Here is a 23,487-nt window from a genome sequence, read left to right as displayed (position 1 = left end):
TGTGTGATCTCCTCGCGAACATGGTATGAGAGCCGGGGTTCGTGTGGAGGGGCGGTACCCTCGACCCGGTTCTCAACGCGAGGCTGGGTCTTGCCGGTCTGGTGCCGTAGCTTTGGGTGATGCCGACCACCTCGCGCCGCTGGAACCACAACATCCACTACCACGGCGTGATCCTCGGGGAGATACCGGAAGGGGCCCGGACGGCCCTCGACGTGGGCTGCGGCGATGGACTGCTGACCCGGGAACTGCAACGTGTCGTACCCGAGGTCGTGGGCATCGACTCCGATGAGCGGGTTCTGGATCAGGCGCGTCGGAACTGCGGAGACGTCGAATGGGTGTTCGGAGACGTCCTGACCCATGAATTCGGCCGCCGTTTCGACGTGGTGGCGTCGGTGGCCGTGCTGCACCACATCCCCGACCTCCGGGTGGCCCTGGAACGGTTGGCCGCGTTGACCGCCCCGGGTGGGGTCCTGGCGATCGTCGGTTTGGCACGGGCGACGAGACTCGGGGACCGGCTGATCCACGTCCCGGGTCTGTTCCAGCACTGGTGGTTCTCGGCGCGGTACGGCTTCTGGGAGCAGACGGCCCCGACGGTGTGGCCACCACCCCACGACTACACCACGGTCCAGCGGGTGGCCGCCGAACTGCTGCCCGGGATGGTGTGGCGGCGCCTCCCGTTGTGGCGCTACTCCCTGATCTGGCACCGCCCCGTCACGACGTGAGATCAATACCGCAACCGGTGAACTCTGTCTCTCCCCGTTCCGTCAGACGGACCGCCCGGGTGGATCCGACCCGGGTGATCCAGCCGCGCTCCAGGAACAGCCCGCACAGCCGCGTCCCGAGAGGCCCGGCCAGGTGTAGGCGACGTTCGGTCGCATCCATGCAGGAACTCGCCGCCAGGGAACCCAGCCCGGTTTCCCACGAGTTGAGGAGATCGCGGCCGGGTTTCGTGGGTCGCCAGGCGGCGTCGATCAGGTCCTGTTCGCGCAGCTGGTCGGCGAACACGACCCCGAGCCGTCCCGCGAGGTGCCGGTAGCAGGTGCGGCCCTCCCGGAACCGGGCCTCGTCGGAGGATGCCCGCAGGCTCCGCGGCGTGGGCAGGAGGGTGTCGGACACGACCCCGAGGTCCTCGATGACCCGCGCCACGTGTTCACCGGCGAGGGTGACGTAGCGGTGACGGCCCTGGCGTTTCTCGGTGGCGATGCCCCGGGCGACAAGAACGTCGACGTGCTCGCTGGTGGTGGAGCGGGCCAGGCCCGTGTACCGGGCGAGCTCGCCGACGGTCCAGGCCCGGCCCGTCATCAGCGCGGTGCACATCGCGGCGCGCGACGGATCCCCCAACGCGGCGGCGACCAAGGAGATCTCCGGCATTCTCTCGGGAAACGAACGATCGGGCACCCCTCCATTCTCGTCGCCCCGGGTTCGGTGCGCACCGAATCATCCGGGCGTGACCATGGTCGCCGAACTCTGATGACCGAGGTTGAGCGAGGAGGCCCGGATGGTGCGCGACAACAGGTGGGCGGCGACGGCCGCGGTGCTGCTCGGTTTTTTCGTCGTCATGCTCGACGTCACCGTCGTAAACGTGGCCCTCGGTGGCATCGGGGCCGACCTGCGGATCGGGATCGGGACGCTGCAATGGGTCGTCGACGCCTACACGCTCGTGCTCGCGGCCCTGCTGCTCGCCGCCGGGGCCGCCTGCGACCGCATCGGTGCCCGAAGGGTCTACCTGATCGGCCTGCTGGGGTTCGGGGTCCTGTCACTCGCCTGCGCGATGGCGCCGACCGGCGGGGCGCTGGTGGCGGCGCGGGCCGTGCAGGGGGTGGGTGCGGCGGCCGTCGTTCCCGGGTCGCTGACGCTACTGGGCACCATCCACCCCGACCCTGCCGCGCGGGCACGGGCGATCGGCCTGTGGGGCGGGGCCGGGGGAGTGGCCGCCGCCGTCGGGCCGATCCTCGGTGGGATGCTGGTGACCGCGGTCGGGTGGCGGTCGGTGTTCTGGATCAACCTTCCGGTGATCGCCGTGGCCGTCCTGCTCACCGTCAGAGTGGTCGACGGGACGCGCGGGACCGCGCCCCGGGGTCTGGACCTGCTCGGCCCGGGGCTCTCGGCGCTTGGGCTCGCCGCGGGAACCTGGGCGGTGATCTCGGCGGGCGAACACGGCTGGGGAGTCCCGCAGCTCGCGGCGGCGGCCGTCGCCGCCGGGCTGTTGACCGGTTTCGTCGCCGTGGAACGTCGCGTTCCCGAACCGATGCTGCCCCCCGGCCTGTTCGCCGGGCGGGGATTCACGGTGGCCGTGACGGTCGGGTTCTGCCTGAACGTGAGTTTCTTCGGCCAGCTCTTCGTGCTGTCCCTGTTCTTCCAGAGAACCCTGGGTCTCGACGCCTGGGAAGCGGGTCTCGCACTCGCCCCACAGGCCTGCAGCGCGGTTGTCGCCGCCCCGCTCGGGGGCAGGGCGGCCGCCAGGTTCGGGGTCTTTCCCGCGATGTTGACGGGGCTTGTCCTCGGGGCTGCGGGGTTCGCAGGAACCGCGCTCATCGGCTCCGGCACGGTGCCCCTGGTCGTCTCCGGAGTCACCTTCGCCGCGGGATTCGGGATGGCCTTCGCGATGCCCGCCGCGACTGCCGCAGCAGTCTCGGCCGTCCCGGACGAACTCGCGGGAACGGCCGGAGGGGTTGTGAACGCGGCACGGCAGACCGGCAGCGTAGCCGGAGTCGCCATCCTGGGTGGCGTGGTCGCGGCCGATGCCTCCCCTTCCGGTTTCCGCGTCGCGATGCTGATGGCAGCCGGGATCTTCATTGCGGCCGCGACCTTGGTGGCCGCGGCCGCGCGTGACCCGGCCTGACCCCGCCGGGTGGGGTTTCTCAGGTGATGCTGGCCGCGTAGATCTCCGCCACGGAGGCGGCGAGCATGGCGTCGAACTCCTCCTTGGTCTGGTCGTCGCGCAGGCCTGCGAGCAGGGCGCGGGAGAAGCTGGCGATGAGACCGGGGTTGCGTGCCAGGCGCTCGTTGGCCTCCTCACGGCTGTAGCCGCCGGACAGCGCCACCACCCGCGCCACCCGTGGGTGGGCGATGAGACCGGAGTACAGGCCGTCGACGGTGGGGATGGTCAGTTTCAGCATGATCTCGCGGCCCTCGGGCAGGGCGTCGATGTGCTCGGTGAGGTCCTTGAGGAGCAGCTGCTCGGCCTCGGCCTTGTCCGGGGCGTGGATGTCCACCTCGGGTTCGATGATCGGCACCAGGCCCGCGTCGAGGATCCGATGCGCTACCTCGAACTGCTGGTCGACGATGGCCCGCACCCCCTCGGGGTCGGCGCGGAGGATCACCGAACGCATCTTCGTGCCGAAGATGTTGGCCTTCACGGCCCGCGCGAGCAGTTCGTCGAGACCGGGCATCGGTTTCATGACACGGACGCCGTGTTCCTCATCGGCCAGGCCCTTGTCCACCTTGAGGAAGGGGACGATGCCCTTGACCTCCCACAGGTAGTCGGCGCTCGGGCGGCCCTCGATCTGCGAGTCCATGGTGCGTTCGAAGAGGATCGAGGCCAAGATGTGCTGGGAGTCGAAGGCCGGGCTGGTGATCACCCGGGTGCGCATGGCGTGGACCAGGTCGAACATCTCCTCCTCGGTGGAGTAGCGCTCCGCCCCGATGCCGTAGCCCGCCAGTGCGCGTGGGGTGGATCCGCCGGATTGGTCCAGGGCGGCGACGAATCCCTTACCGTTGCGCATTCGGTCCATCTGCTGAGTTTTCATGGCGTCTCCTCGGTGCAGTTGTGAGTGCCGGTTGCGGTGACCAACGGCCCGCGGCGACGCGGGCCCGGCTCCTTGATTCGATGTTAATAGTTTTCACGAGGGGCACAAGAGCCGGGGATTTCCGTGGCCGGTCTCCCCGGGTTCCGCACCGCGAGACGGGTGTTTCGGCGTCGCCCTACCGGAGTTCCTCGGCCGCCTTGGCCTCGAGCTGCCGGGAGCGCAGGGCGGCCAGTTTCTTGATGTGCTCGCGATGGTTCTCCAGGACGAGGTCCTGGCGGTCCACCTGATCCAGCAGGGCCTTGATGATCTCGTCGAAACGAAGGAGCATCAGGTCCTCCGCTACCTCCACCTGGTGCCGTCTCAGCAGGCGTTGCGCCACCTCGGAGAAAGCCCGTTGGAGGACGGGAACGATCTCAAGCAGCAGGAAGACCGTCCCCACCGCCCCGGCCATCAGCCCGCGGGTTTTCGCGACGTTCCACCTCCAGGGGGGACGTTTCCTGAAAGGCAGTTTCTTCGCCACCTGTTTCGCGGCGTCCTCGTCGGTGAGCAGCTCGTCCAGGCCCTCAATGGGTTCGCTGCTGAGGAGGGCCACCAGCAGCCGGAACGGGAGCTGTGGGCGGGGTGAGAACGGCCAGTCGATCGCATCGGGGGCGACGGGCAGGTCAGCCAGGAGGGCGTCGATCCGCGATTCGATCCGCTGGCCCTTTGGCAGGGCGCGCAGCTTCTCGAAGATGGTGTCCTCGATGTCCCGTGAGGTGCTGGCAGTCACGAAGGCGGAATCCGGGATCGAGACCACGAACGCCTGCAGGTCCACATCCTGGGTGTGGGAGCTCAGCTTCCGGAACTGTTCGAACAACGATGAGAGGGGGTTTTCCCGATCGGTCAGCAGCAGCTGGATGAAATAGGCCGCGACGTTCTCGGCCAGTTCGTCGCCGGAATGTTTCTTGAGCAGGCGTCCGGTTCTCCAGTACATCCACACCAGACCGAGGCCGTAGTACATCGCGCCGTCGTGCAGGCAGGTCCTGAACAGGTCGACGATGTCCTCGAGCAGGCGCGCCAGTTCCTTGTCGTTCAGGGATCCGGTCTGTGCGGCCCGGTGCTTGAAGAGCTTGATCCGGTTCCGGAAGGAGCGTTCCTCCCGCTGCCAGCGGGCCGGGTCATGTCGCAGGACCTTGAACAGCAGCCGGGGGGCGCGGTGGAACACACCAGGTTTGAGACGGAAGGGCGGGGGTTTGTCCGCGGCCGCCTCCTTCACGACCGTCGGGTCCGCATTGGGATCGGTCTTGGCGTTCAGGTTGGACATCAGGTCGGTCGGGTTCAGGTCGAGGCTGATGCCTGCTGAGTTCACCAGATCGGTGATGACCTCGGTGATGGTGGTGATGGCGAACTCGTCCAATGGGTACATCACCCAGTCGTCGTCCTGGCCAGGTAGGAGACTCCTTGGGTTCAGTGACCTGTTGGGGTTCGTCATGGCATTGATGATTGCTCCTCCTCGCTGCCCGTTGCCGTCTCCCATTGTGTCAAATCTGCGGGGGTTCGCTTGTCTTCTGGTCGTTTGCTTGCGCTGTAGCGCTGGCGTTCGACGGTAGGGCTGGCGTTCCCGTCGGGAAGGCAAGCGTGTGCGGGGAAGGCTGGCGTTCCCGTCGGGAGGGCAAGCGTGTGCGGGGAAGGCTGGCATTCGACGGGGAGGCTGGCGTCTGCCATCCCGGGGGTTCGCTTGTCTTCTGGTCGTTTGCTTGCGCTGTAGCGCTGGCGTTCGACGGTAGGGCTGGCTTTCCCGTCGGGAAGGCAAGCGTGTGCGGAGAAGGCCAGCGTTCGACGGGAAGGGCAACTTGGTGGTCCTCGTCTACGACATTCCCGTTCGTGGGTTCCCCTGCCCGGATGGCGAGAAGAGCTTGGCCAGCGAGACGGGGGTCGCGTCGCCGTCCTCCTCCCCGACTTCCGCGGCTTTCGCCTGTCTGGCTCGGCGTTCAGCCATTTTCTTGCGGTGCTCCGCGCGGCGTTGGGCGACGAGTTCGTGTTGCGGTTCCCGGCCCAGCAGGCTCTTCGAGATCTCGTCGAACTTGAGGAGTGCGAGGTCCTCAGGTGCGGCCACCCGGCGATGTTCCAGCATGCGCCCAGCCACCTCGTCGAATGCCTGGTGGAAGACCGGGACGATCTCCAGCAGCAGGAAGACCGTCCCGACCGCACCGGTGAGTATCCGCTGGGTTTTCACGACGAGCCGGTTCCAGCTTGGGCGTTTCCTGAGCGGTAGTTTCCTCGCCACCCGTTTCGCGACATTCGTTCCGCGGGGCGAGCCGTCCAGTCCATCGACGGGTTCGCTGCTCAGGGCGATGACCAGCAGTCGTGGGGGGAGTTTCATCCGGGGGGAGAACGACCAGTCGAGCCGTTCGAGGGGGACGGGAAGATCGGAGAGGAAGGCGTCGATCCGCGATTCGAACCTGCGGCCCTTGGGCAGGGTGCGCAGTTTCTCGAGGATCAGGTTCTCAAGGTCCGCCGGGTTCTGGGTCTTCAGGAAGTCGGTTTCCGGGATTTCCTCCAAGCGTTCCGGCAGGTGAAGGTGCTGGGCGTCCTCCTGCAGTTCCTGGTAGTGCCTGAACAGGGACGACAGGCGGTTCCTGCGCTCGGCCAGCAACTGCAGGTAATAGGTCAACATGTTGTCCGCCAGGTCGTCGGAGGCATCGGGGTTTTTCCTGAGCAGGCGGTTGGTTCTCCAGTTCGTCCAGGCCAGGCCGAGGCCGTAGTAAATCGCCCCGTTGCGCAGGCATTCCTGGAACAGGTCGGTGATGTCGTCGACCAGGGTCAACAGGTCCTTGTCGTTCAGGGATCCGGCCTGCGAGGTGCGGTGCTGGAGGCGACCGAGTCGGTTGCGGAAGGATCGTTCCTCCCATCGCCAGCGATTCGGGTTGTGCCGCAGGACCTTGAACAGCAGCCGTGGGGCGCGGTGGATCACGCCGGGTTTGAGGCGGAAGGAAGAGGACTCCTCTGCCGCCGCCTCATCCGCAACAGCCAAGTCAGCGTCGGTCTCGGCACCCCAGTTCGCGAACAGGTCGGCCGGGTCCAGGTCGAGGCTGATGCCTGCTGAGGCCACCAGGTCGGTGATGACCTCGGTGATGGTGGTGATGGCGAACTCGTCCAAGGGGTACATCACCCAGTCGTCGTTCTGGCCTGGGAGGAGGCTCTTCGGGTTCAGCGGCCTCTCGGGGTTCGTCGTGGCATTGATGCTCGCTCCTCCTCCCTGCCAGTTACCGCTTTCCATTGTTTCAAACTTGCGGGGTTCGCTTGCCTTCTGGTCGTTTGCCTGCGCTGTAGCGCTGGCGTTCGACGATAGGGCAAGCGTTCGCAGGGAAGGCCAGCGTTCGACGGGGAGGCAAGCGTTTGCCGGGGAGGCTGGCGTTCGACGGGGAGGGTGGCGTCTCCCATCCCGGAGGTTCGCTTGCCTTCTGGTCGTTTGCTTGCGCTGTAGCGCTGGCGTTCGACGATAGGGCAAGCGTTCGCAGGGAAGGCCAGCGTTCGACGGGGAGGGTGGCGTCTCCCATCCCGGAGGTTCGCTTGTCTTCTGGTCGTTTGCTTGCGCTGTAGCGCTGGCGTTTGACGGTAAGGCAAGCGTTCCCGTCGGGAGGGCTGGCGTTCGACGGGGAGGCTGGCGTTCCCGTCGGGAGGGCTGGCGTTCGACGATAGGGCAAGCGTTCGACGGGGAGGCAAGCGTTTGCAGGGAGGGCTGGCGTCGTCCACCCCAGTTTCTGACCGTGGTCAGATATTGACCGGGGTCAGGTTTTGTTCTAGCGTGGACCCATGGGTGATCGAGTGAGCCGTCGCCGCGCCAGGACCCGGGAGAGGATCTTCACCGAGGCCATGCGCCTGTTCGCCGAGCGGGGATTCGACGCCGTCACCGTCGCCGACATCACCGAGGCCGCCGACATCGGCAAGGGCACCTTCTTCACGCACTTTCCCAGCAAACGCGACGTCTTCCGGTACCTGGGGGAGCAGGTGGTCCGGGTCGTCCTCGACGCGGATGTGGGCGACGGCACCGCCGAGGAACGCCTCCGGCGGATGCTCGCCGCCGCCGCCGACTGGTTGGAGGCCCACCCCGAACCGGCCCGGCAGATGGTCAAGGCGCGGTCCTTCAACCTCTCCCTCGACCTCGGTTCGGAGAATCAGAAACGCTTCAACGCGGCCGTCGCGGACATCCTCGCCGCGGGTCGCAGCAGCGGTGAACTGCGCGACAACGTGCCCCTCGAGGCCGCCGCCCTGGCCGTGCAGTGCGGCTACTACGCGTGCGTGATGACGTGGGCCGCGCACCCCGACGGGAAATCCCTGCGCGACCGCTTCGCCATCTCCCTCGACATCATCCTGAACGGGCTGAAGTGACCCACCCCACGACGAACCGCCGCGCCCTGCTGACCGCGGCGGGCGCGGGCATGGCGGTCTCCGCCATGATGCAGACCCTCTTGGGCAACGCGACCCCCCGAATCGTCGACGAACTGGCCGCGCCGGAGCTGTACGGCTGGGTCGCCGGCAGCTACCTCGTGTGCTCCACCCTCCTGCTGCCGCTGTTCTCCCAGTACACCGACCGCCTGGGAACCCGCCGCGTCCTGGTGGCGGGGCACGCCTGCTTCCTGACCGGCACCCTGCTGATGTCCTGGGCGCCCACCATGCCGATGCTGCTGGCGGCACGGGCCGTCCAGGGCATCGGCGCGGCCGCCATCACTCCCGCAGTGCTCGCCGCCCTGGGCCTTGGCCTCGACGCATCCTCCCGCGCCCGCGCGCTCTCCCGGCTGGCAATCATCCAGCTGGTCGCGAACCTGATCGGCCCGCCGCTGGGTGGCTGGTTCACCGACGGACCCGGGTGGCGCCTCGGGGTGCTGACCGGGGTGCCGCTGTCGCTGATCGCGCTGCTCGCGGCCCGGAGCTTCCCCACCGCCACCCCACCCGGGGGCTGGTGGCGCATCACGGTGCGCGGATCGTCGCAGCGCGGCGCCGGCCCCGGGGTACTGGTGTGGCTCGCGGCCCTGTCCGGGGTGATCTCGATCGGCGCGATCACCTACGCGCCGCTGGCCCTGCAGACCCTCCACGACGTCGACGCCACCACCACCGGCTGGTTCCTCATCCCAATGCTCCTCGGGATCGGGGCGGGAACCTTCGCATCCGGGAAACTCGCCCCGAGCACGTGGGCGCGTCCCCTCGGCTGGGTCCTGGGACTTTCCGGGGCGGCCCTGGCGGCCTTCCCCCAGCTCGTCGTCTTCCTGGTGGGCATCACCCTGCTGGGGGTGGGTGTCGGCCTGGTGCTGCCCCTGCTGCTCCTCGACGCGCAGGCAACCGCTTCCGAGGAGCGCATGGCGCGGGCCAGCGGAATGGTGCAGTTCGGCCGCAACGCCGGTGCGGCCGCCGGGATCCCCGCCCTGAGCCTGTGGATCATCTCCGGACTCGCCGCGGGCCCCGCCCTGACCGGTCTGTTCGCCACACTGGCCGTCCTCGCCGCCCTCGGGCTGGTGGTGTGGCTCACGCAGGGCGGCACGAAGGAGAAGAAACCATGATCATCGGACTTGACCGGGTGCGCGCCACCGACATTCCCCTGGTGGGCGGCAAGGGAGCCAACCTCGGGGAACTGATCGCGGCGGGCCTTCCCGTCCCCGGCGGGTTCTGCGTCACCGCCGAGGCCTACCGGAGCGCGATGACCCCGCTTCGGGAGGAGATCGCCGGACTGCTGGAAGCCGGGAACCACGACCGGCTGCGGGAACTCGTCGCCGCCGCCCCGCTGCCCGACGGACTGGCCGACCGGATCCGCGACGCCGCGGGAAACCTCGACGGGCCGGTCGCGGTGCGCTCCTCGGCCACCGCCGAGGACCTCCCGGACGCGTCCTTCGCGGGTCAGCAGGAAACCTACCTGGGGGTGGTCGGCGGGGATGCCGTCGCCGAGGCGGTGCACCGCTGCTGGGCGTCGCTGTGGAGCGACCGGGCCATCGCCTACCGTGACGAGCAGGGATTCACCCGCGACGACGTCGCCCTGGCGGTCGTGGTGCAATGCATGATCCCGGCCGACGCCGCAGGGGTTGCGTTCACCCTCGACCCGGTCACCGGGCGCAGAAGGGTGGTGATCGAATCCGCCTGGGGGCTCGGTGAGGTCGTCGTCTCGGGTGCGGTCACCCCCGACTCCTTCGCCGTTGAACGCGGCCGCATCGTCGGACGAAACACCGGCGACAAACGCATCCGCATTGACATGACCGCCACCGGCGAAACCGCCACCACCGAGCTCTCCGGCGAACAACGTGGCCGGGCATCCCTCAACGACCGCGACGTGGTCGCGGTGGCGCGGCTCGCCGAGCAGGTCGAGCGCCACTACGGCCGGCCGATGGACGTCGAATGGGCCCTGGCCGGCGGGAAACCGTGGCTGCTCCAGGCCCGGCCCATCACCACCGCCGCCCCGACGCGACCGGGACGGCGCGCCGGCCGCGTGAGCCGCTTCATCCGCAATGACATCATCGAACACTTCCCCTCCCCATATCCCCTCGATGTGATGATGGTCGACTGCCTGGTGCGCTGCCTCGACGCCACCACCGGGTTCGCAGGGCTCCGGATGCGACCCGTTGCTGGGCTCGTCGAGATGGACGCCGACGGCGCCGTCACCATCGGCCACCCCCGGATCTCGTGGTGGCGGCTGCCCACCGGGATCGTCCGGATCGCCCGGACCCCCTGGCGCGACCCGCGTGGCTGGGACGCCGACACCGGCGCCGGGGTGCGGAGGGTCACGGCCCGGCTGCGCGACCTGCCCGTCGCGACGCTGCCCGGAGTGGACATCGCCGACGCCCTGGTGGAGGCGTTCGGCCAGGTCGAGGCCATGGTGACCTCCCGTTTCGTCGACTACCTCGGCTTCCACGTCCTGCGCGGGGTCCGGCTCCGCGTCCTGCTGCGCCTGGCAAGGGTGAAAACCCGGCCGGAGGACCTCCTAGGCGACCTCGACTACGCCACCGTCGTCGTCGACCGGGAACTCGGCCGGCTCGTCGCAGCCATCCCGGATCCGGTGCGGCGACTGCTGGCGCAGGACCCCATCGACCTTGATTCTGTCAAACAGCAGGACCCCGAATGGTGGGGGAAGGTCGAGCGTTTCCTCGCGGAGTACGGGGCCCGCACCACCCGCATGTACCAGCCGTTCTCCAGCCGCTCGTGGCGCGAGGATCTCCCCGCCTTCCTCGGGACGGTCGCGATGATGGCGCACACCGAGCGACGCGAACCGGTCGCCGCGCGACCCCACACCGACCTGATGGCCGAGGCCGCCGGCCGGCTGCCCCGGTTCCTGCGCCGCCGGTTCCGGCGTCTCGTCGACGACTACCGCGCCGGTCACGTCACGCGGGAAGCCGGGGTGGTGGACTTCGAGGAACTGGGGGAGCAGATGCGCCGCCTGGCCCTCGAATCGGGACGCAGGATGGTGGCGGCCGGGCTGCTGGCCGAGCCGGGGGAGGTGGCGCTGCTCGGTTTCGACGAACTGCTGGGCTGGCTGCGCGGCGAACCGGTGAACGTCGCGGGGATCGTCGAGCGACGCCGCCGCGCCCGGCCCCGCGCCCTGGCGGCGTGGCAGCCGGAACACGACCCCGTGAAACCGGGGAGCGGCATGACCGGGGTGGCGGCCAGCCCCGGGGTCGCGTCTGGGCCGGTGCGGATCATTGCCGGCCCGGCCGAGTTCGCTCGTCTGCGACCCGGCGACGTCCTGGTCTGCCAGGCCACGGACCCCGCCTGGACCCCGCTGTTCGCCTCCGCCTCGGCGGTGGTCGCGGAAACCGGGGGGCTGCTGTCGCACGCCGCCATCGTCGCCCGCGAATACGGCATTCCCGCGGTGCTCGGGGTCGTCGAGGCCACCACCCGCATCCACGACGGCCGGACCGTCACGGTCGACGGAAGCGCGGGACGGGTGCGAACCGAGGACTCGGTTCGGCCCGTCGCCGGATAAGACCAGGAACAGGCCCTGAGGTCCGAGAACTGTGGTCAGCAGAACCGGAGGCGTGGCGATGGACCGCATGCACAGCGTGCTGTGCCCGGTGCCGATTGGTGCGGATCTGGATTCGTCCCCACAGGGTTTGATGGCTGGGCGGGGGCTGTGAGGGGTGGTGTCGATGTTTCCTTCGCGGTTCTCTCAAATGGGCTGTGTTGAGGATCAGGAACGAGCGAGAAATCTCCTCGACAATGTCGATGGTTAATTCCTGTGAGTAAAGATGAAATGAAACATTGAACAGGGCTAACATGGCATCGCTCCGAGGTCTAATTTCTCGTTTCCCGGAGCCGTTGATCGAGACGTGAAGGGGGATTCCGTGAGGGGAACAACGGCATCGCGAGGGGGGTGGCGATCAGTTGCTCTGCTCATGTCGGCGTTGATGGGTGTGGCGGGAGCATGGATCAGCCCGCCGTCCTCTCATGGCCTGGTGGCAGATTCCGGTGGGATGAAAGCGCCCGGCATCGTGAAACAGGACGGCGGCAAAAACAAGCGGATCGTGGGCGTAAACACCGACAATGAAGGTGTTCTGACCGGAGACCCGACCGATGGCGTCAAATGGACCGTCACCGTTCCGGGTGGGGACCTGAAGGACAGCGACACGCTCACGATCAAGGACGCGTACAAGCTGACCGGTTCCACCTTCACCGTGAAGGAGAACGGCGTCACCCTCTATCGGGTCCGCAACACCGCGGAGTGCCGGCGGGACACGACTGCTCCTGACTGCAGTCAGACCCTCTACCCCGAAGCGGGTGGGGCCGGTGGCAAGGCCACCGTGAAGGTCGATGACGATGCGGACACCGTTGACGTGACCTACGCCAACGGAGCCAATTTCACCGATGAGTACGTCTACGTCCTGGAGATCGACCTCAAGGTCAAGGAAAAGATCCTGCCGGGGACGTATTTCAAAAACGAGGCCCAGGTCAACGGGAAATCCGTGCGAGGGTTTGTCATCAAAGAGGCCGGAGCCGATCCGGGTGTAGGTACTGTCGTCCTCAGCAAAACGTTTGGTAATCGGATAGGCCCTCCGCCCCCGATCAACCCGCCACAGTTCCTGCCCAGACCGCAGGCTCTCCCGAACCAGGGTCCAGGTGGGAACCAGGTTCCGGATGACGCGGTTTTCACCGTGCACTACCGCTACACCTACGAAGGCGAGGAGCGCAGCGGAACACTTGAGCTCAAGGGGCCGCGATGGATAAGCGACCTGTACAACGTTCCTGTTGGAGCCGTCGTCACGCTCACGGAGGACGAACCTGCCGTGGCGGGGGTCAATTTCGGTGATCCGGAGTTCTCCGGAAGGGGTGTGACCGATGGGGTTCCGGATGCCCGAAGTGCCCAGGTCACTGTTCCTGCTGCGGGGGGTGGATTGCCGGCTAAAACTGTGGTGACGTTGAAGAACCCGATCGCCAGGAAGCTGGCCGTTGTTGATGTGACCCCGGGCGTGTGCTCTGCGGACTCCACGCAACCATCCGACCCCACCGTGAGGATTGGGGAGAGTGAGGACATCACCTACACTCAGCCGCAGATCACCAAAGAAGGAAAACAGGCGACGGTGACGATCACTGCGACCCCGAGGCCGAGGAGCGGCAAGGTGATCGATGAGAAGAACCTGCCTGAGGGGTGGAAGGCCAATGGCGATGGTTCTTTCACGTTCACCAAGACTGTTGCCCAACCAGACTGCGCAGCGGTTCCGGCGATTCCGGTTGTGAAGGCGGGGGTGTGTCCGGTTGATTCGGTTACTCCTACTCAGCCGAGTGTGACGGGTGTTGAGGATACGGATGTCATTGATTACAGCGAGCCTGTTGTTGCTGTTGATGGTGATCGGGTGAGTGTCACTGTTACTGCGACAGCGAAGCCTGGTTCGAGGATTGATACTGCGAATCTGCCTGAGGGGTGGGCTGTTGTTGGTGGGGTTGTGACGTACACCACGACGATCACCCAGCCGAAGTGTGTGGTTCCTGTTGCTCCGAGGATTGATGTTGGTGTTTGTCCTGTGGATTCGTTGACGCCGACGGCTCCTACTGCGGTTTTTGATCCGGTGGAGGGTTTGGAGTTTTCTGAGCCGAAGATTGAGGTCAAGGATGGGAAGGTGACTGTTACTGCTTCTGCGACGGCGAAGGCGGGGTTCCAGATTGGTGGGGTTCTGCCGGAGGGTTGGACGCGGGTGGATGAGACCACGGCGACTTTCACTGTCACCAAGGATCAGCCGGTGTGTGCCGCCCCGACGCCGACTCCGACGCCGCCGGCTCCTCCGTCGGTGACTCCGACGCCGAGTGTCAGCACCCCCCCGGCGCCGACGCCCACCGTCACCCCGACCCCGGTGAAACCGGGTCTGCCCAGGACCGGTGCCTGAGCGGCCGAACGGTGTGATGAATTCTGGGCCCCGATTCCATGGAATCGGGGCCCAGTCCTCGTCCGCAGCGCCGTAGACTCGCCCCATGAACGACACCCCAGCGCTCAGGAGGCTCCGGGAACTCGGGGTGGAGCACACCGAGGTGCGGCACGGCCCCGTCGGTTCGGTCGCGGAAGCGGCTGCGGTGCGCGGCATCGAGGTTCGCGACCTCGTCAAGACCATCGTCGTGCGGCGCGGTGACGGCGACTACGTCTTCGTTCTGGTGCCCGGGGATCGCGAGTTCTCCTGGCCGAAGCTGCGGGCCCTGCTCGGGGTGTCCCGGTTGTCGATGCCGGATGCCGCCGAGGCGAAACAGGCAACCGGATACGAACGGGGCACCATCACGCCTTTCGGGGCCACCCATCCCTGGCCGGTGTTCGCCGACTCCTCCATCGTCGGCCGGTCCATCTCCATGGGAGGCGGAGCCCACGGTGTGGGGGTGAAGCTCCTGGCCGACGACGCGATCGCCGCCCTTGGCGCCACCGTCGCCGACCTGACCACTCCACCTTCCCGCGCTGGTTGAGCCCGCCACGTCCGTCGTTATGTCATTTGGAAAACTTCTGGTCATCTCGTGAAAGGTTTTGTGCCGTGTACGGTACAAAACCTTTCCGAATGACATAACGACAGGAGGTCGGGGACGGTTTCGGTGAGCCGGGCCTCCTATACCCTGACTCGTGAATTCGGCGGGTGACGTTGCCCGCCACGGTTTCCCCACGAACAACGGGAGATGGCGTGGAGCCCAGATACAGGCAGCCCGGTGCGCCGGGTGGTTTCAACCCCCAATGGCAGCCCCAGCCAGCGATGATGCGCACCCTTCCCCCACAACCCGCGCAGCCCTTCTCGTCGCGGTACGCCGCACCGGGGCAGTTCCACCCGGGGCAGTTCCCCCCCGGGGAATGTGCCGTCCTCCTACGGGACGACGTTGCGACCCGCCTGGCAGCAGTCGAACCTCCGTAGCCCGGGCCAAGGACCGCAGCTTCCGGTCGTCCTGGTGTGTCTGCTGCTACCGGTTCTGCTGATCATCGGGGTGGGGGCGATCATGAACAGCTCGTCCCGGGACACGTCCAGCGCCCCCCACACAACATCGGAGCCCCGGAGCACCCCTGGGCGGACCACCACCTCTAGGCAGACCACCACTCCTGGGCAGACCACCACCCCTGGGGCGACGCCGTCGTCGAAACCGACCATTTCCTTTCCCCAGGTGGAGGTGCCGCCGCTTCCCAACTGGCTTCCGCCACGTGACTGGAAGGAGCTGCCGACCACCAGCGACAAGGTCTCCGACAAATTGGTGGCCCACCCGATCAACAAGGCGAACTATCCCGTCGGAAACTGTCCTACCCCACCGAAGAAGTTCACGAACCGCGAACGACACACCGCCTATTACAAGTCCGTGATCGACTGCCTCCAGGACGTGTGGCGCCCCTATCTGACCGCTCTCGACATCGAACAGAAGCCCGTCGACCTGGTTGCCTACGACTCGAACGTCAACACCCCGTGCGGTTCCGACAACCAAGATCTGACGGCTTTCTACTGCCCCAGCAGCGCCACCATCTATGTATCGCGGAAGAAATACGAGTTTGATGCGGAAGCCGGGGCTTACGCAGGCGCAACCGCCATTCACGAGCACTTCCACCACCTCCAGAACCAGCTCGGAACCAACAGATACGCCCGCGCAAACTTCGACGCGGACGCGATGGAGATCACCCGCCGTATCGAACTCCAGGACATCTGCTCCACCTCACGCCTCCAGCTGACCCTCAACCTGGGCGTCACCGCCGACGACTACAAGAGCTTCTTGAAAACCCCGTTGGGAGACGAGGCGCACGGAACCAAGGAGACGATCGTCCATTGGAAGAATCGGGGCTTCTACATGACGACGCTGCAGGGCTGCAACACCTGGGGGGTGTCCTCCGAGGAAGTGGCCTGAAAGGCGCCGCCCCGGAAGGATTCTGGTTCGTCAGCCAAGAGGTCGCTACCTCCGTCCCCTCGGCCCCGTCACCTCCGAAAGAAAACTGAGGAAAGAAGGCAATGATTTCCCCGAACTGACCGATTGGTGCCCTTCGCGTCAATTGATGTCCACCTCCGGTAATTCCTGAAAATACAGTTCGATTGAGATGCGGCTGGTGGCATACAATGCCGTGACGAAGGAGGGGAAAATTGAAAGCAACCAGGTCCCGCAGGGGGCGGAGATCGTTGGCGGTCTTCCTGGCATTCCTGATAGGTCTGGCCGGGATCGTGATCGCGAGCCCCGCGGCCAGGGCAGATGAGGTCGCGGCCATTGACTCAACGAGCATCAAACTCACGAAAGTGGATGCCGAAGAGGCTGCGGTATACATGTGGAGCGTTGTCCGGGTGGATGCGAATTGGAGCATCCCGGACGGCGCCGGACGTGCCGGTGACACATTCAAGATGGTGCTGCCGAAGGAACTCGGGGGAGCCGAGGGCACCTTCGAACTCAAGGGCCGGGAGGGTGACCAGCTCACTTATGGGAGCTGCGAGGTCACCAAGACCGAGGTGGTCTGCACCCTCAACGCGAACGTGGAGAACAAGAACAACGTCGGCGGTTCGCTCTGGGTGAAAACCCAGGCCGTCGCCCTGACGACGGCTTCCAAACTCAGCTTTGAGGTTAACAACGGAACGAAGGTGGAGGTGCCGCTTCCCAACGGGCAGCAGGGCATCGAATACAAACCTTACGTCCCGACCGAGATTGAAAAAGCCGGGTGGTTCCCCGGCGCCAACCAGACCACCATCTACTGGCGCATCGTGATTCCCGGGGACAAGATCTCCGACCGCTCCAGCGTGACCATCCTCGACAACTACCTGCAGGCGGGATCTCACCTCACCGTGTCCGCGGGATACCCGAAGATCCTCTGGATCCCCAGCACCCCGAAGTGCTGGAACGAAATGGAAAGCGCGGAATGCCGAAACGACCTGAGCGACGCCAGTACGCCGTCGAGCACCATCACGGTTGACGATGACAAGGACCAGGTGAAGGTCGTCATCGACAACAAAGGCCAGAACTTCCAGGCCGACCGGATCTACGTGTTCCAACTGGAACTCACGACCGACGGCGAGATCCCCGTCGGTTCCCAGTACGTCAACCGGGGATTCGTGGACGGCGAAATGCGCACCGCCCGCGCCGAGAAGACCTCCTCGGGTGGTGGTACCGGTTCCGGTGACACCGTCGGCCACATCGGCGTGAAGAAAGCCGTCACGAACGGCAACGTTCCCGGCGACACCGTGTTCCCGGTGACCTGGTCCTACCAGTACAAGGGTGTAACCCGCACCGGGGAACTGTCGGTCAAGGGCGACGGGACCGTGGAAACTTTGAACAACGTTCCCAACGGTGTGGTCGTCACCCTGACTGAGAAGGTGCCGGCGGTGGCCGGTTTTGACTTCGGCGATCCGGTGTTCTCCGGTGCCGGGGTGAGCGACGGGGTTCCGGATGCCAACAGCGCCCGGGTGACCGTCGAGGGCTTGAAGACCGCCGAGGTGACTCTCACCAATCAGGTCAATCCGAAACTGTCCCCCGTCAAGGTGACACCGGGGGTGTGTGCCCCGGGTGCGTCGGAACCGTCGGAGCCCACGGTTGAGGTTGGCCCCACCGATGGGATCACGTATTCGGCGCCGGAGTTCACCAAGGCCGGGGACCAGGTGACGGTCAAGGTGACCGCCACGCCTGCGGCGGGCAAGGAAATCGATGACCAGAACCTCCCCGCGGGATGGGTTGCCAATGGTGACGGCAAGTTCATCTTCACCACGACGATCACCCAGCCGACCTGCACCCGGGACGTGGTGCCGGCAGTCCCGAACGTGAATCCGGGGGTGTGCCCGGTGGATTCGACCACCCCCACCCAGCCGACCGTCACGGGTGTTGAGGACACCGAGCAGATCGACTACAGCGAGCCCGTCGTCGTCGTGAACGGTGACCAGGTGACGGTGACCGTGACCGCCACCGCGAAGCCCGGGTATCGGATCGACACCGCGAATCTGCCCCAGGGGTGGGGTGCGGTCAATGGTGTGGTGACCTACACCACGACGATCACCCAGCCGAAGTGTGTGGTGCCGGTGGTCCCGAAGATCGATGTTGGTGTTTGTCCTGTGGATTCGTTGACGCCGACGGCTCCTACTGCGGTTTTTGATCCGGTGGAGGGTTTGGAGTTTTCTGAGCCGAAGATTGAGGTCAAGGATGGGAAGGTGACTGTTACTGCTTCTGCGACGGCGAAGGCGGGGTTCCAGATTGGTGGGGTTCTGCCGGAGGGTTGGACGCGGGTGGATGAGACCACGGCGACTTTCACGGTCACCAAGGATCAGCCGGTGTGTCAGGCCAAGAAGGTGGTTCCGGTGGCGCCGACGGTTTCGGCGAGTGTTTGCAAGGTTGGTTCCACCACGCCCACTGAGCCTGAGGTCACGTTGCCGACCACTGAGGGCATCGCTTATGCGGTGACCAGTCATGAGATTGTGGGTGGGAAGTTCAGGTACACCGTCACTGCTACTCCGGTGGGTGAGGTGTTCGTGATTGATGCTGACAAGCTTGGTGCTGGTTGGGGTGCTCCTGTGAAGGGGGTTTCCACTTTCACTGGTGAGGTTGATGTTCCCACGTGTGTGACTCCTGTTGCTCCGAGGATTGATGTTGGTGTTTGTCCTGTGGATTCGTTGACGCCGACGGCTCCTACTGCGGTTTTTGATCCGGTGGAGGGTTTGGAGTTTTCTGAGCCGAAGATTGAGGTCAAGGATGGGAAGGTGACTGTTACTGCTTCTGCGACGGCGAAGGCGGGGTTCCAGATTGGTGGGGTTCTGCCGGAGGGTTGGACGCGGGTGGATGAGACCACGGCGACTTTCACGGTCACCAAGGATCAGCCGGTGTGTGCCGCCCCGACGCCGACTCCGTCGGCACCTCCGACTCCGACGCCGCCGGCTCCTCCGTCGGTGACCCCGACGCCGAGCGTCAGCACCCCCCCGGCGCCGACGCCCACCGTCACCCCGACCCCGGTCAAGCCGGGCCTGCCCAGGACCGGTGCCTGAGCGGCCGAACGGCTCCGCGGAATGGACAGGTCCCCGACCCTACTGGGTCGGGGACCTGTCCTCTTTTTGTTCGGAGGGTCGACCGCCACCGAACCCCGGGTTCGAGCTGACTAGGGGATTCGTCGTCGAGAAGGCCCCGAAGGGTGGAAAAACCCGTCCCAAAACAGCGTCGCCGCTCGCAGGTGACCGGCGAATCATAGTAGTTTCATGCTCCCGGGGACCCGGCGCGCGGAAGGAGTTCGGCCGATTGGGCTGGCACTTCGCAAGGGTTAGCCTAGTTACCGTTCAGGCATTGTCCTTGGGTCCGGCGAAACCCTCTCGACAGGAAGGAGACCCATGAAGTCGCCCTACTGGGACGTCACCATTACGGGTAAAAGTGATGCGACTGTCAATGGGGTTCCGGTCGAGATGGTGGTGCCCACCAACGTCTACTCGTCGGTGTTCCAGCACCTCGCCACCGCGGCGCGCCAAGCGGGCCGGCCCGTGCTCGCCCGGGGCGTGGACGAGACCCGCGGTGGCCGGGTGTCGTGGTTCACGGTGGACGCCGACGGACAGGCGGCCGCCGCCCAGCCTCCCGAGGCGGTATCCAGCAACGGCCCGGCCGTGGCCCCCAGCAGAGCGGCACTGCCGGCGCCGCGACGCGCCCCCGTCGCGCATTCGACGCACCCGGAACCCCAGCACAAGGCCACCGAGCCGTCGCCCGCCCGCGCCCTGGCCAGACCGGAACTGCAGATGCCCGGTCCCGGCGTGCCGGCCTCCCCGGCGCGGGCCCGAATGCCGGAACCCCAGGAAAGCACCGTCTCCCCGGTGCCGCCGGACGCACCCCCACCGCCAGAACCGCCCCGGCAACCGGCGCCCCCCGGGCGTCCAGAACCGCCCCGGCAGCTGGAGGCGAAGAAAGCGCTACCGCCCGCGACCTCCTCGACCATGCCCCCCAGGCAGGCCCCGCCGCCACCCAATGCACCCCGGCGACCGAACTCCTCGCAGCGACCGGATGCGCCTCCGAGGCAGGGTCCGCCGCCACCCCCGCGGCCGAAACCGCAGGAGGTCTCCCCGCCGACGGCCTCCCCCGACGTGCCGTTCCGGTCGATCTCGATGAACGTGCCCCCGTCCCAGACCCCTCCCGTGCAGGAGACGCCACCGTCGTCGCTGCTCGTGCGCCCCCCGAAGACCGTGCCCCAGGGTGGTTTCCGCGGGGCGATGTACCGGTTGACCTCGGGGCGCGTGAACTTCGGTCCCAGCCAGACCCAGATCCGTCTCGCGGAACGGGACTCCCGGATCTCCCGGTCGCTGGAACGCCCCTACAGCACCGTGTTCCTGTCCTTCAAGGGCGGCATCGGCAAGACATCGACGGCGGTCGGGGTGGGCCTGGCACTCGCCCAGGCGCGTGGTGTGCCCCCCATCGCCATCGACGCCGACCCGGACTCGGGGGACCTGGCCGAACGGCTGCTCGGGGAGGAGGAGATGCTGCGCGTCCGTCCCCGCAGCATCACCGACCTGGTGCGCGACATCCCCAACGTGCGGACCTGGACGGACCTGTCCGGCTACATCACCCAGGTCGACCGGCTGCACGTCGTCGCGGGCGAACAGGACCCCGCGGTCTCGGACAGCCTCACCGCCGAGGGCTACAGACGCGTCCACGACCTGGTGCAGAGCTTCTTCTCCGTCATCCTCACCGACTGCGGCACCGGCGTGACCCACAACGCCATGAGCGGGATCCTCTCCAGGGCCGACAGCGTCGTGATCGCCACCGGCTACGCCTTCTCCGGGGTCAAGAGGGCCGTCAGCACCATCGAATGGCTCTCGCAGCACGGCTACGCGAAACTGGCCCAAGGGGCGATCGTCGTCCTCACCGACAAGGACAACGTGTCGCTCCGGGTTCAGAAGGACATGGTGCGCACCCACCTGGCCACCCACAGCAGGCAGGTGTTCGTGGTCCCGAACGACCAAGCAGTCGCTGACGGCGACCGCATCGACCCGGAACGGGTCCAACCCCGCACGAGGGAGGCGTGGGCGGAGGTCGCCGCGGCCCTGATCGACGGCTACCAGTAGCCGTCGGCGCTGGTGGATGGGCAGTCGTGGCGGGAGCCAGAAACTTCGGCACAGCATCCCCGGAGACCCCGGAATTGCAATACGATGCTCGCAGGAGGTGCCCATGACCGATCAGAACCCCCAACCCCCGACGGAGCCGGGCCCCGACTTCCGAACCGACCCGCAACCCCGGCAACCCGATCCCTACGCTCAACCCAACCCAGGGCAGGCATCCCACTGGCAGGCGCAGCAGCCTCCCATCCCACCCCAGCAGTGGCCGGCCCAACCCCCACACGGATACGGCACGCCTTACCAGCCCTACCCCTACGAGACCAAGCCGAAACGTCCTGGCTCTGCGACCGCAGCAGGTGTACTCGGGATCGTCAGCGGTAGCCTGGGTTTCTTTGTTTTCCTCGGGACGCTGGCCGCCTTCGCCATGATCCAGGACAGGGTTGGCGCCGGATACTACGGAAACCTCGGCGTCGTGATGAGTCTCCTCGGAAGCATCCAGCCCCTCGGGGTTCTCGCGACTGCCATCGCCCTCCTGGTTGCGGGCATCACCTTCCTCAAGAAGAGCGGATACACCGTCCTGCTCGTTGCCGCGTACGCGCAGGCCGTCCTGACGGTGATCGACCTGGGGATCAACGCCATCGACATGAACCTCTCGGGAACCATGAGCGTCGACCCCCACGGTACGACGGGAGGATTGCTGGTGGGGATCGTCTTCCGGGGAGTGATCGGCCTGGGGCTCGCCGGAACCACCATCTCGCTGCTGAGCAAGCCGGAAGCGAAACAGTGGGGAAAACGGACCCCCTGACCACCGCTCCCGGCTCGGCGACGCGTCCTCCATGTACTTCAAGCTGACAGATGACGCGTTGCCCACGCCGAACGAACAAACCGGTGCACCCCGCCTTGATCCAGCGGCCGCCCAGTTCCTTGTTGCCACTCCAGCCCGGACCGACATCCCCGGAGATGATGACGGCTGGTTTGCGCGGCGTATGTCGACGATGCGGGACGTGATCGTCGGCAACCGCCCGGACTAAGGTGAAGCAGACGCTTCCATTGTTAGGCTGAGGTCATACAAGACTGCGAAAGGACCGAGACAGTGGAGTTCATTCCTGGAGCCGGGGCCTGCCTGGCCACCCGCAACGTCATCGAGAAGAAGGGGCTGGTGCGCTGGATGGTGCGGGGCGAGTCGAAGGCACCCGCCGACAACGGCTGGCAGATCATGAGTCACATCGACACCTCCGAGTACCTCAACGACACCTCAAACTGGCAGATCGTCGACTTCAACGACCTGTGCACCATCGAACCCGCCCTCATCGGCATCTGGGACCTGCCCGTCGGTTCCGACCTGCAGATCGTGCGCGACGAACTGGGCATCCGGATCGTCGACACCCCCACGGGCCGGGAGATCCCGGTCGAGAACCTCTACGTTCCCCCGTACCGGCGAGCGGAGTAAAAGACACCCGCGCCTCGTCGTCAAGCTTCCCGCTGCCGATTCCCGGTGGTTCGCTTGTCTTGTGGTCAGACGCTTGCGCTGTAGCGCTGGCGTTTGTCCGTAAGGCAAGCGTTTCCGTCGGGAAGGCTGGCGTTCGTCGGGAAGGCTGGCGTTCGACGGGAAGGCAGGCGTTCGACGGGTGGGCTGGCGGACGACGGGGTGCCGCGACCGCCCCTCAGGACGGGTGCGCGGCACCCCGACGGAAAATGCCCCAGCGGCAGTGACCCGGCGGCTCAGTTCCTGGTGTAGTGAGCCACGTAGTCGATCTGGATGTCGGAGACAGACGGGGTGTTTTCACCCGGGAGGCCACCGTCGACGGTTTCGGTGTGGCTCTCCTTGCCGTTGGGATCCATCGCTCCGGTCTGGAAACCGCAGAACATTTCCTTGTCGGTGATGTTGGGCTGGTCGATCCGGCCCCACTCCTCGCCGTCAAGGGTGAAGATGATGTAGTCCTGCTCCACGATCACGCCGTAGGTGTGCCATCCGGTCATGTCCTCGTGATCGACGAACTTGTGGTCCTGCTTGTTTTCGGGATCCCAGTGGTAGGTTCCCATGATCTCGGGGCCGTTGACCCGCCCTTCGGCGAAGTCGATCTCCGGCGGCCAGCCCTGGTCCTTCGGCCAGAGCAGGAAGACGTAGCCGATGCCCTTGGCCTTCGGGAACTTCGCGCGAACCTCCCAGCGACCACGCGAGGCCGAGAACACCTTCTCCGTGCTGGTGCCGCCGGCGTTCCACCGTCCGTCTTTGTAATCGGTGCGCACGATCAGCTCACCGTTTTGGACGAACGTGTTCTCGTCGGACATGA

19 protein-coding genes are annotated in these 23,487 nt (G+C 66.2%); 13 read left to right on the top strand and 6 right to left on the bottom strand.

What is annotated here, in order from left to right; translation table 11 throughout:
* Positions 1 to 119: 119 nt before the first annotated feature.
* Positions 120 to 722, top strand: coding sequence for a class I SAM-dependent methyltransferase (locus ACO6D6_RS05030; RefSeq protein ID WP_484783757.1), 603 nt, complete (start codon positions 120 to 122; stop codon positions 720 to 722).
* Here ACO6D6_RS05030 and ACO6D6_RS05025 read toward each other — a convergent pair.
* Entirely contained in the window at positions 712 to 1,398 is a 687-nt protein-coding gene (locus tag ACO6D6_RS05025; RefSeq protein WP_484783756.1) for an ArsR/SmtB family transcription factor, read from the bottom strand. The two genes, ACO6D6_RS05030 and ACO6D6_RS05025, sit on opposite strands and share 11 nt — an antisense overlap.
* A gap of 100 nt (positions 1,399 to 1,498) precedes the next feature.
* Here ACO6D6_RS05025 and ACO6D6_RS05020 point away from each other — a divergent pair, with 100 nt between their 5' ends.
* A complete protein-coding gene (locus ACO6D6_RS05020) occupies positions 1,499 to 2,842 on the top strand; it encodes an MFS transporter (protein ID WP_484783755.1) in 1,344 nt (447 codons plus the stop codon).
* Positions 2,843 to 2,861: 19 nt separating this feature from the next.
* Here the strand turns inward: ACO6D6_RS05020 and ACO6D6_RS05015 are convergent, their stop codons facing one another.
* From ACO6D6_RS05015 to ACO6D6_RS05005, 3 genes are all read right to left on the bottom strand, one after another.
* Complete coding sequence (locus ACO6D6_RS05015; RefSeq protein ID WP_484783753.1) at positions 2,862 to 3,749, bottom strand: fructose bisphosphate aldolase; 888 nt, start codon at positions 3,747 to 3,749, stop codon at positions 2,862 to 2,864.
* Positions 3,750 to 3,924: 175 nt separating this feature from the next.
* Positions 3,925 to 5,220: a hypothetical protein gene (locus ACO6D6_RS05010; RefSeq protein ID WP_484783751.1), complete on the bottom strand. Its 1,296-nt coding sequence runs from the start codon at positions 5,218 to 5,220 to the stop codon at positions 3,925 to 3,927.
* Positions 5,221 to 5,595: 375 nt separating this feature from the next.
* The gene (locus ACO6D6_RS05005) at positions 5,596 to 7,008 is read right to left on the bottom strand and encodes a hypothetical protein (RefSeq protein WP_484783749.1); all 1,413 of its coding nucleotides are present in this window, start codon (positions 7,006 to 7,008) and stop codon (positions 5,596 to 5,598) included.
* A 536-nt stretch (positions 7,009 to 7,544) separates the two neighbouring features.
* Here ACO6D6_RS05005 and ACO6D6_RS05000 point away from each other — a divergent pair.
* The 5 genes from ACO6D6_RS05000 to ACO6D6_RS04980 all read left to right on the top strand — a co-directional run bounded on the left by ACO6D6_RS05000 (position 7,545) and on the right by ACO6D6_RS04980 (position 14,648).
* A complete protein-coding gene (locus tag ACO6D6_RS05000) occupies positions 7,545 to 8,120 on the top strand; it encodes a TetR/AcrR family transcriptional regulator (RefSeq protein ID WP_484783747.1) in 576 nt (191 codons plus the stop codon).
* Positions 8,117 to 9,286, top strand: coding sequence for an MFS transporter (locus ACO6D6_RS04995; protein WP_484783745.1), 1,170 nt, complete (start codon positions 8,117 to 8,119; stop codon positions 9,284 to 9,286). The genes ACO6D6_RS05000 and ACO6D6_RS04995 overlap by 4 nt, the downstream gene beginning before the upstream one ends.
* Positions 9,283 to 11,694 carry a PEP/pyruvate-binding domain-containing protein gene (locus ACO6D6_RS04990; protein ID WP_484783744.1) on the top strand — a complete coding sequence of 804 codons (2,412 nt, stop codon included), beginning with the start codon at positions 9,283 to 9,285 and terminating at the stop codon, positions 11,692 to 11,694. The genes ACO6D6_RS04995 and ACO6D6_RS04990 overlap by 4 nt, the downstream gene beginning before the upstream one ends.
* A 469-nt stretch (positions 11,695 to 12,163) precedes the next feature.
* Complete coding sequence (locus ACO6D6_RS04985; RefSeq protein WP_484783742.1) at positions 12,164 to 14,086, top strand: DUF5979 domain-containing protein; 1,923 nt, start codon at positions 12,164 to 12,166, stop codon at positions 14,084 to 14,086.
* 85 nt (positions 14,087 to 14,171) lie between these two features.
* Complete coding sequence (locus ACO6D6_RS04980; protein WP_484783740.1) at positions 14,172 to 14,648, top strand: aminoacyl-tRNA deacylase; 477 nt, start codon at positions 14,172 to 14,174, stop codon at positions 14,646 to 14,648.
* Positions 14,649 to 15,034: 386 nt separating this feature from the next.
* Here the strand turns inward: ACO6D6_RS04980 and ACO6D6_RS04975 are convergent, their stop codons facing one another.
* Entirely contained in the window at positions 15,035 to 15,313 is a 279-nt protein-coding gene (locus ACO6D6_RS04975; RefSeq protein ID WP_484783738.1) for a hypothetical protein, read from the bottom strand.
* A 19-nt stretch (positions 15,314 to 15,332) separates the two neighbouring features.
* On the opposite strand from ACO6D6_RS04975, the gene ACO6D6_RS04970 reads away from it, so the two are divergent.
* The 6 genes from ACO6D6_RS04970 to ACO6D6_RS04945 all read left to right on the top strand — a co-directional run bounded on the left by ACO6D6_RS04970 (position 15,333) and on the right by ACO6D6_RS04945 (position 22,643).
* Positions 15,333 to 16,052, top strand: a complete 720-nt coding sequence (locus tag ACO6D6_RS04970) for a neutral zinc metallopeptidase (protein ID WP_484783736.1) — start codon at positions 15,333 to 15,335, stop codon at positions 16,050 to 16,052.
* Between the two features lie 230 nt (positions 16,053 to 16,282).
* Complete coding sequence (locus ACO6D6_RS04965; RefSeq protein ID WP_484783734.1) at positions 16,283 to 19,150, top strand: Ig-like domain-containing protein; 2,868 nt, start codon at positions 16,283 to 16,285, stop codon at positions 19,148 to 19,150.
* Positions 19,151 to 19,486: 336 nt separating this feature from the next.
* Positions 19,487 to 21,202 carry a MinD/ParA family ATP-binding protein gene (locus tag ACO6D6_RS04960; protein ID WP_484783732.1) on the top strand — a complete coding sequence of 572 codons (1,716 nt, stop codon included), beginning with the start codon at positions 19,487 to 19,489 and terminating at the stop codon, positions 21,200 to 21,202.
* Between the two features lie 103 nt (positions 21,203 to 21,305).
* On the top strand, positions 21,306 to 21,998 hold the full coding sequence (locus tag ACO6D6_RS04955) for a hypothetical protein (protein WP_484783730.1): 693 nt from the start codon (positions 21,306 to 21,308) through the stop codon (positions 21,996 to 21,998).
* A 31-nt stretch (positions 21,999 to 22,029) separates the two neighbouring features.
* Positions 22,030 to 22,224, top strand: coding sequence for a hypothetical protein (locus ACO6D6_RS04950; protein ID WP_484783729.1), 195 nt, complete (start codon positions 22,030 to 22,032; stop codon positions 22,222 to 22,224).
* A gap of 62 nt (positions 22,225 to 22,286) precedes the next feature.
* Positions 22,287 to 22,643 carry a DUF2185 domain-containing protein gene (locus tag ACO6D6_RS04945; protein ID WP_484783727.1) on the top strand — a complete coding sequence of 119 codons (357 nt, stop codon included), beginning with the start codon at positions 22,287 to 22,289 and terminating at the stop codon, positions 22,641 to 22,643.
* Positions 22,644 to 22,915: 272 nt separating this feature from the next.
* Here the strand turns inward: ACO6D6_RS04945 and ACO6D6_RS04940 are convergent, their stop codons facing one another.
* A complete protein-coding gene (locus ACO6D6_RS04940; protein WP_484783725.1) occupies positions 22,916 to 23,485 on the bottom strand; it encodes a glycoside hydrolase family 16 protein in 570 nt (189 codons plus the stop codon).
* Positions 23,486 to 23,487: the final 2 nt, after the last annotated feature.

The sequence above is a fragment of the Arachnia sp. genome, from assembly GCF_057238465.1.
This window is presented reverse-complemented; position numbering and strand designations above follow the sequence as displayed.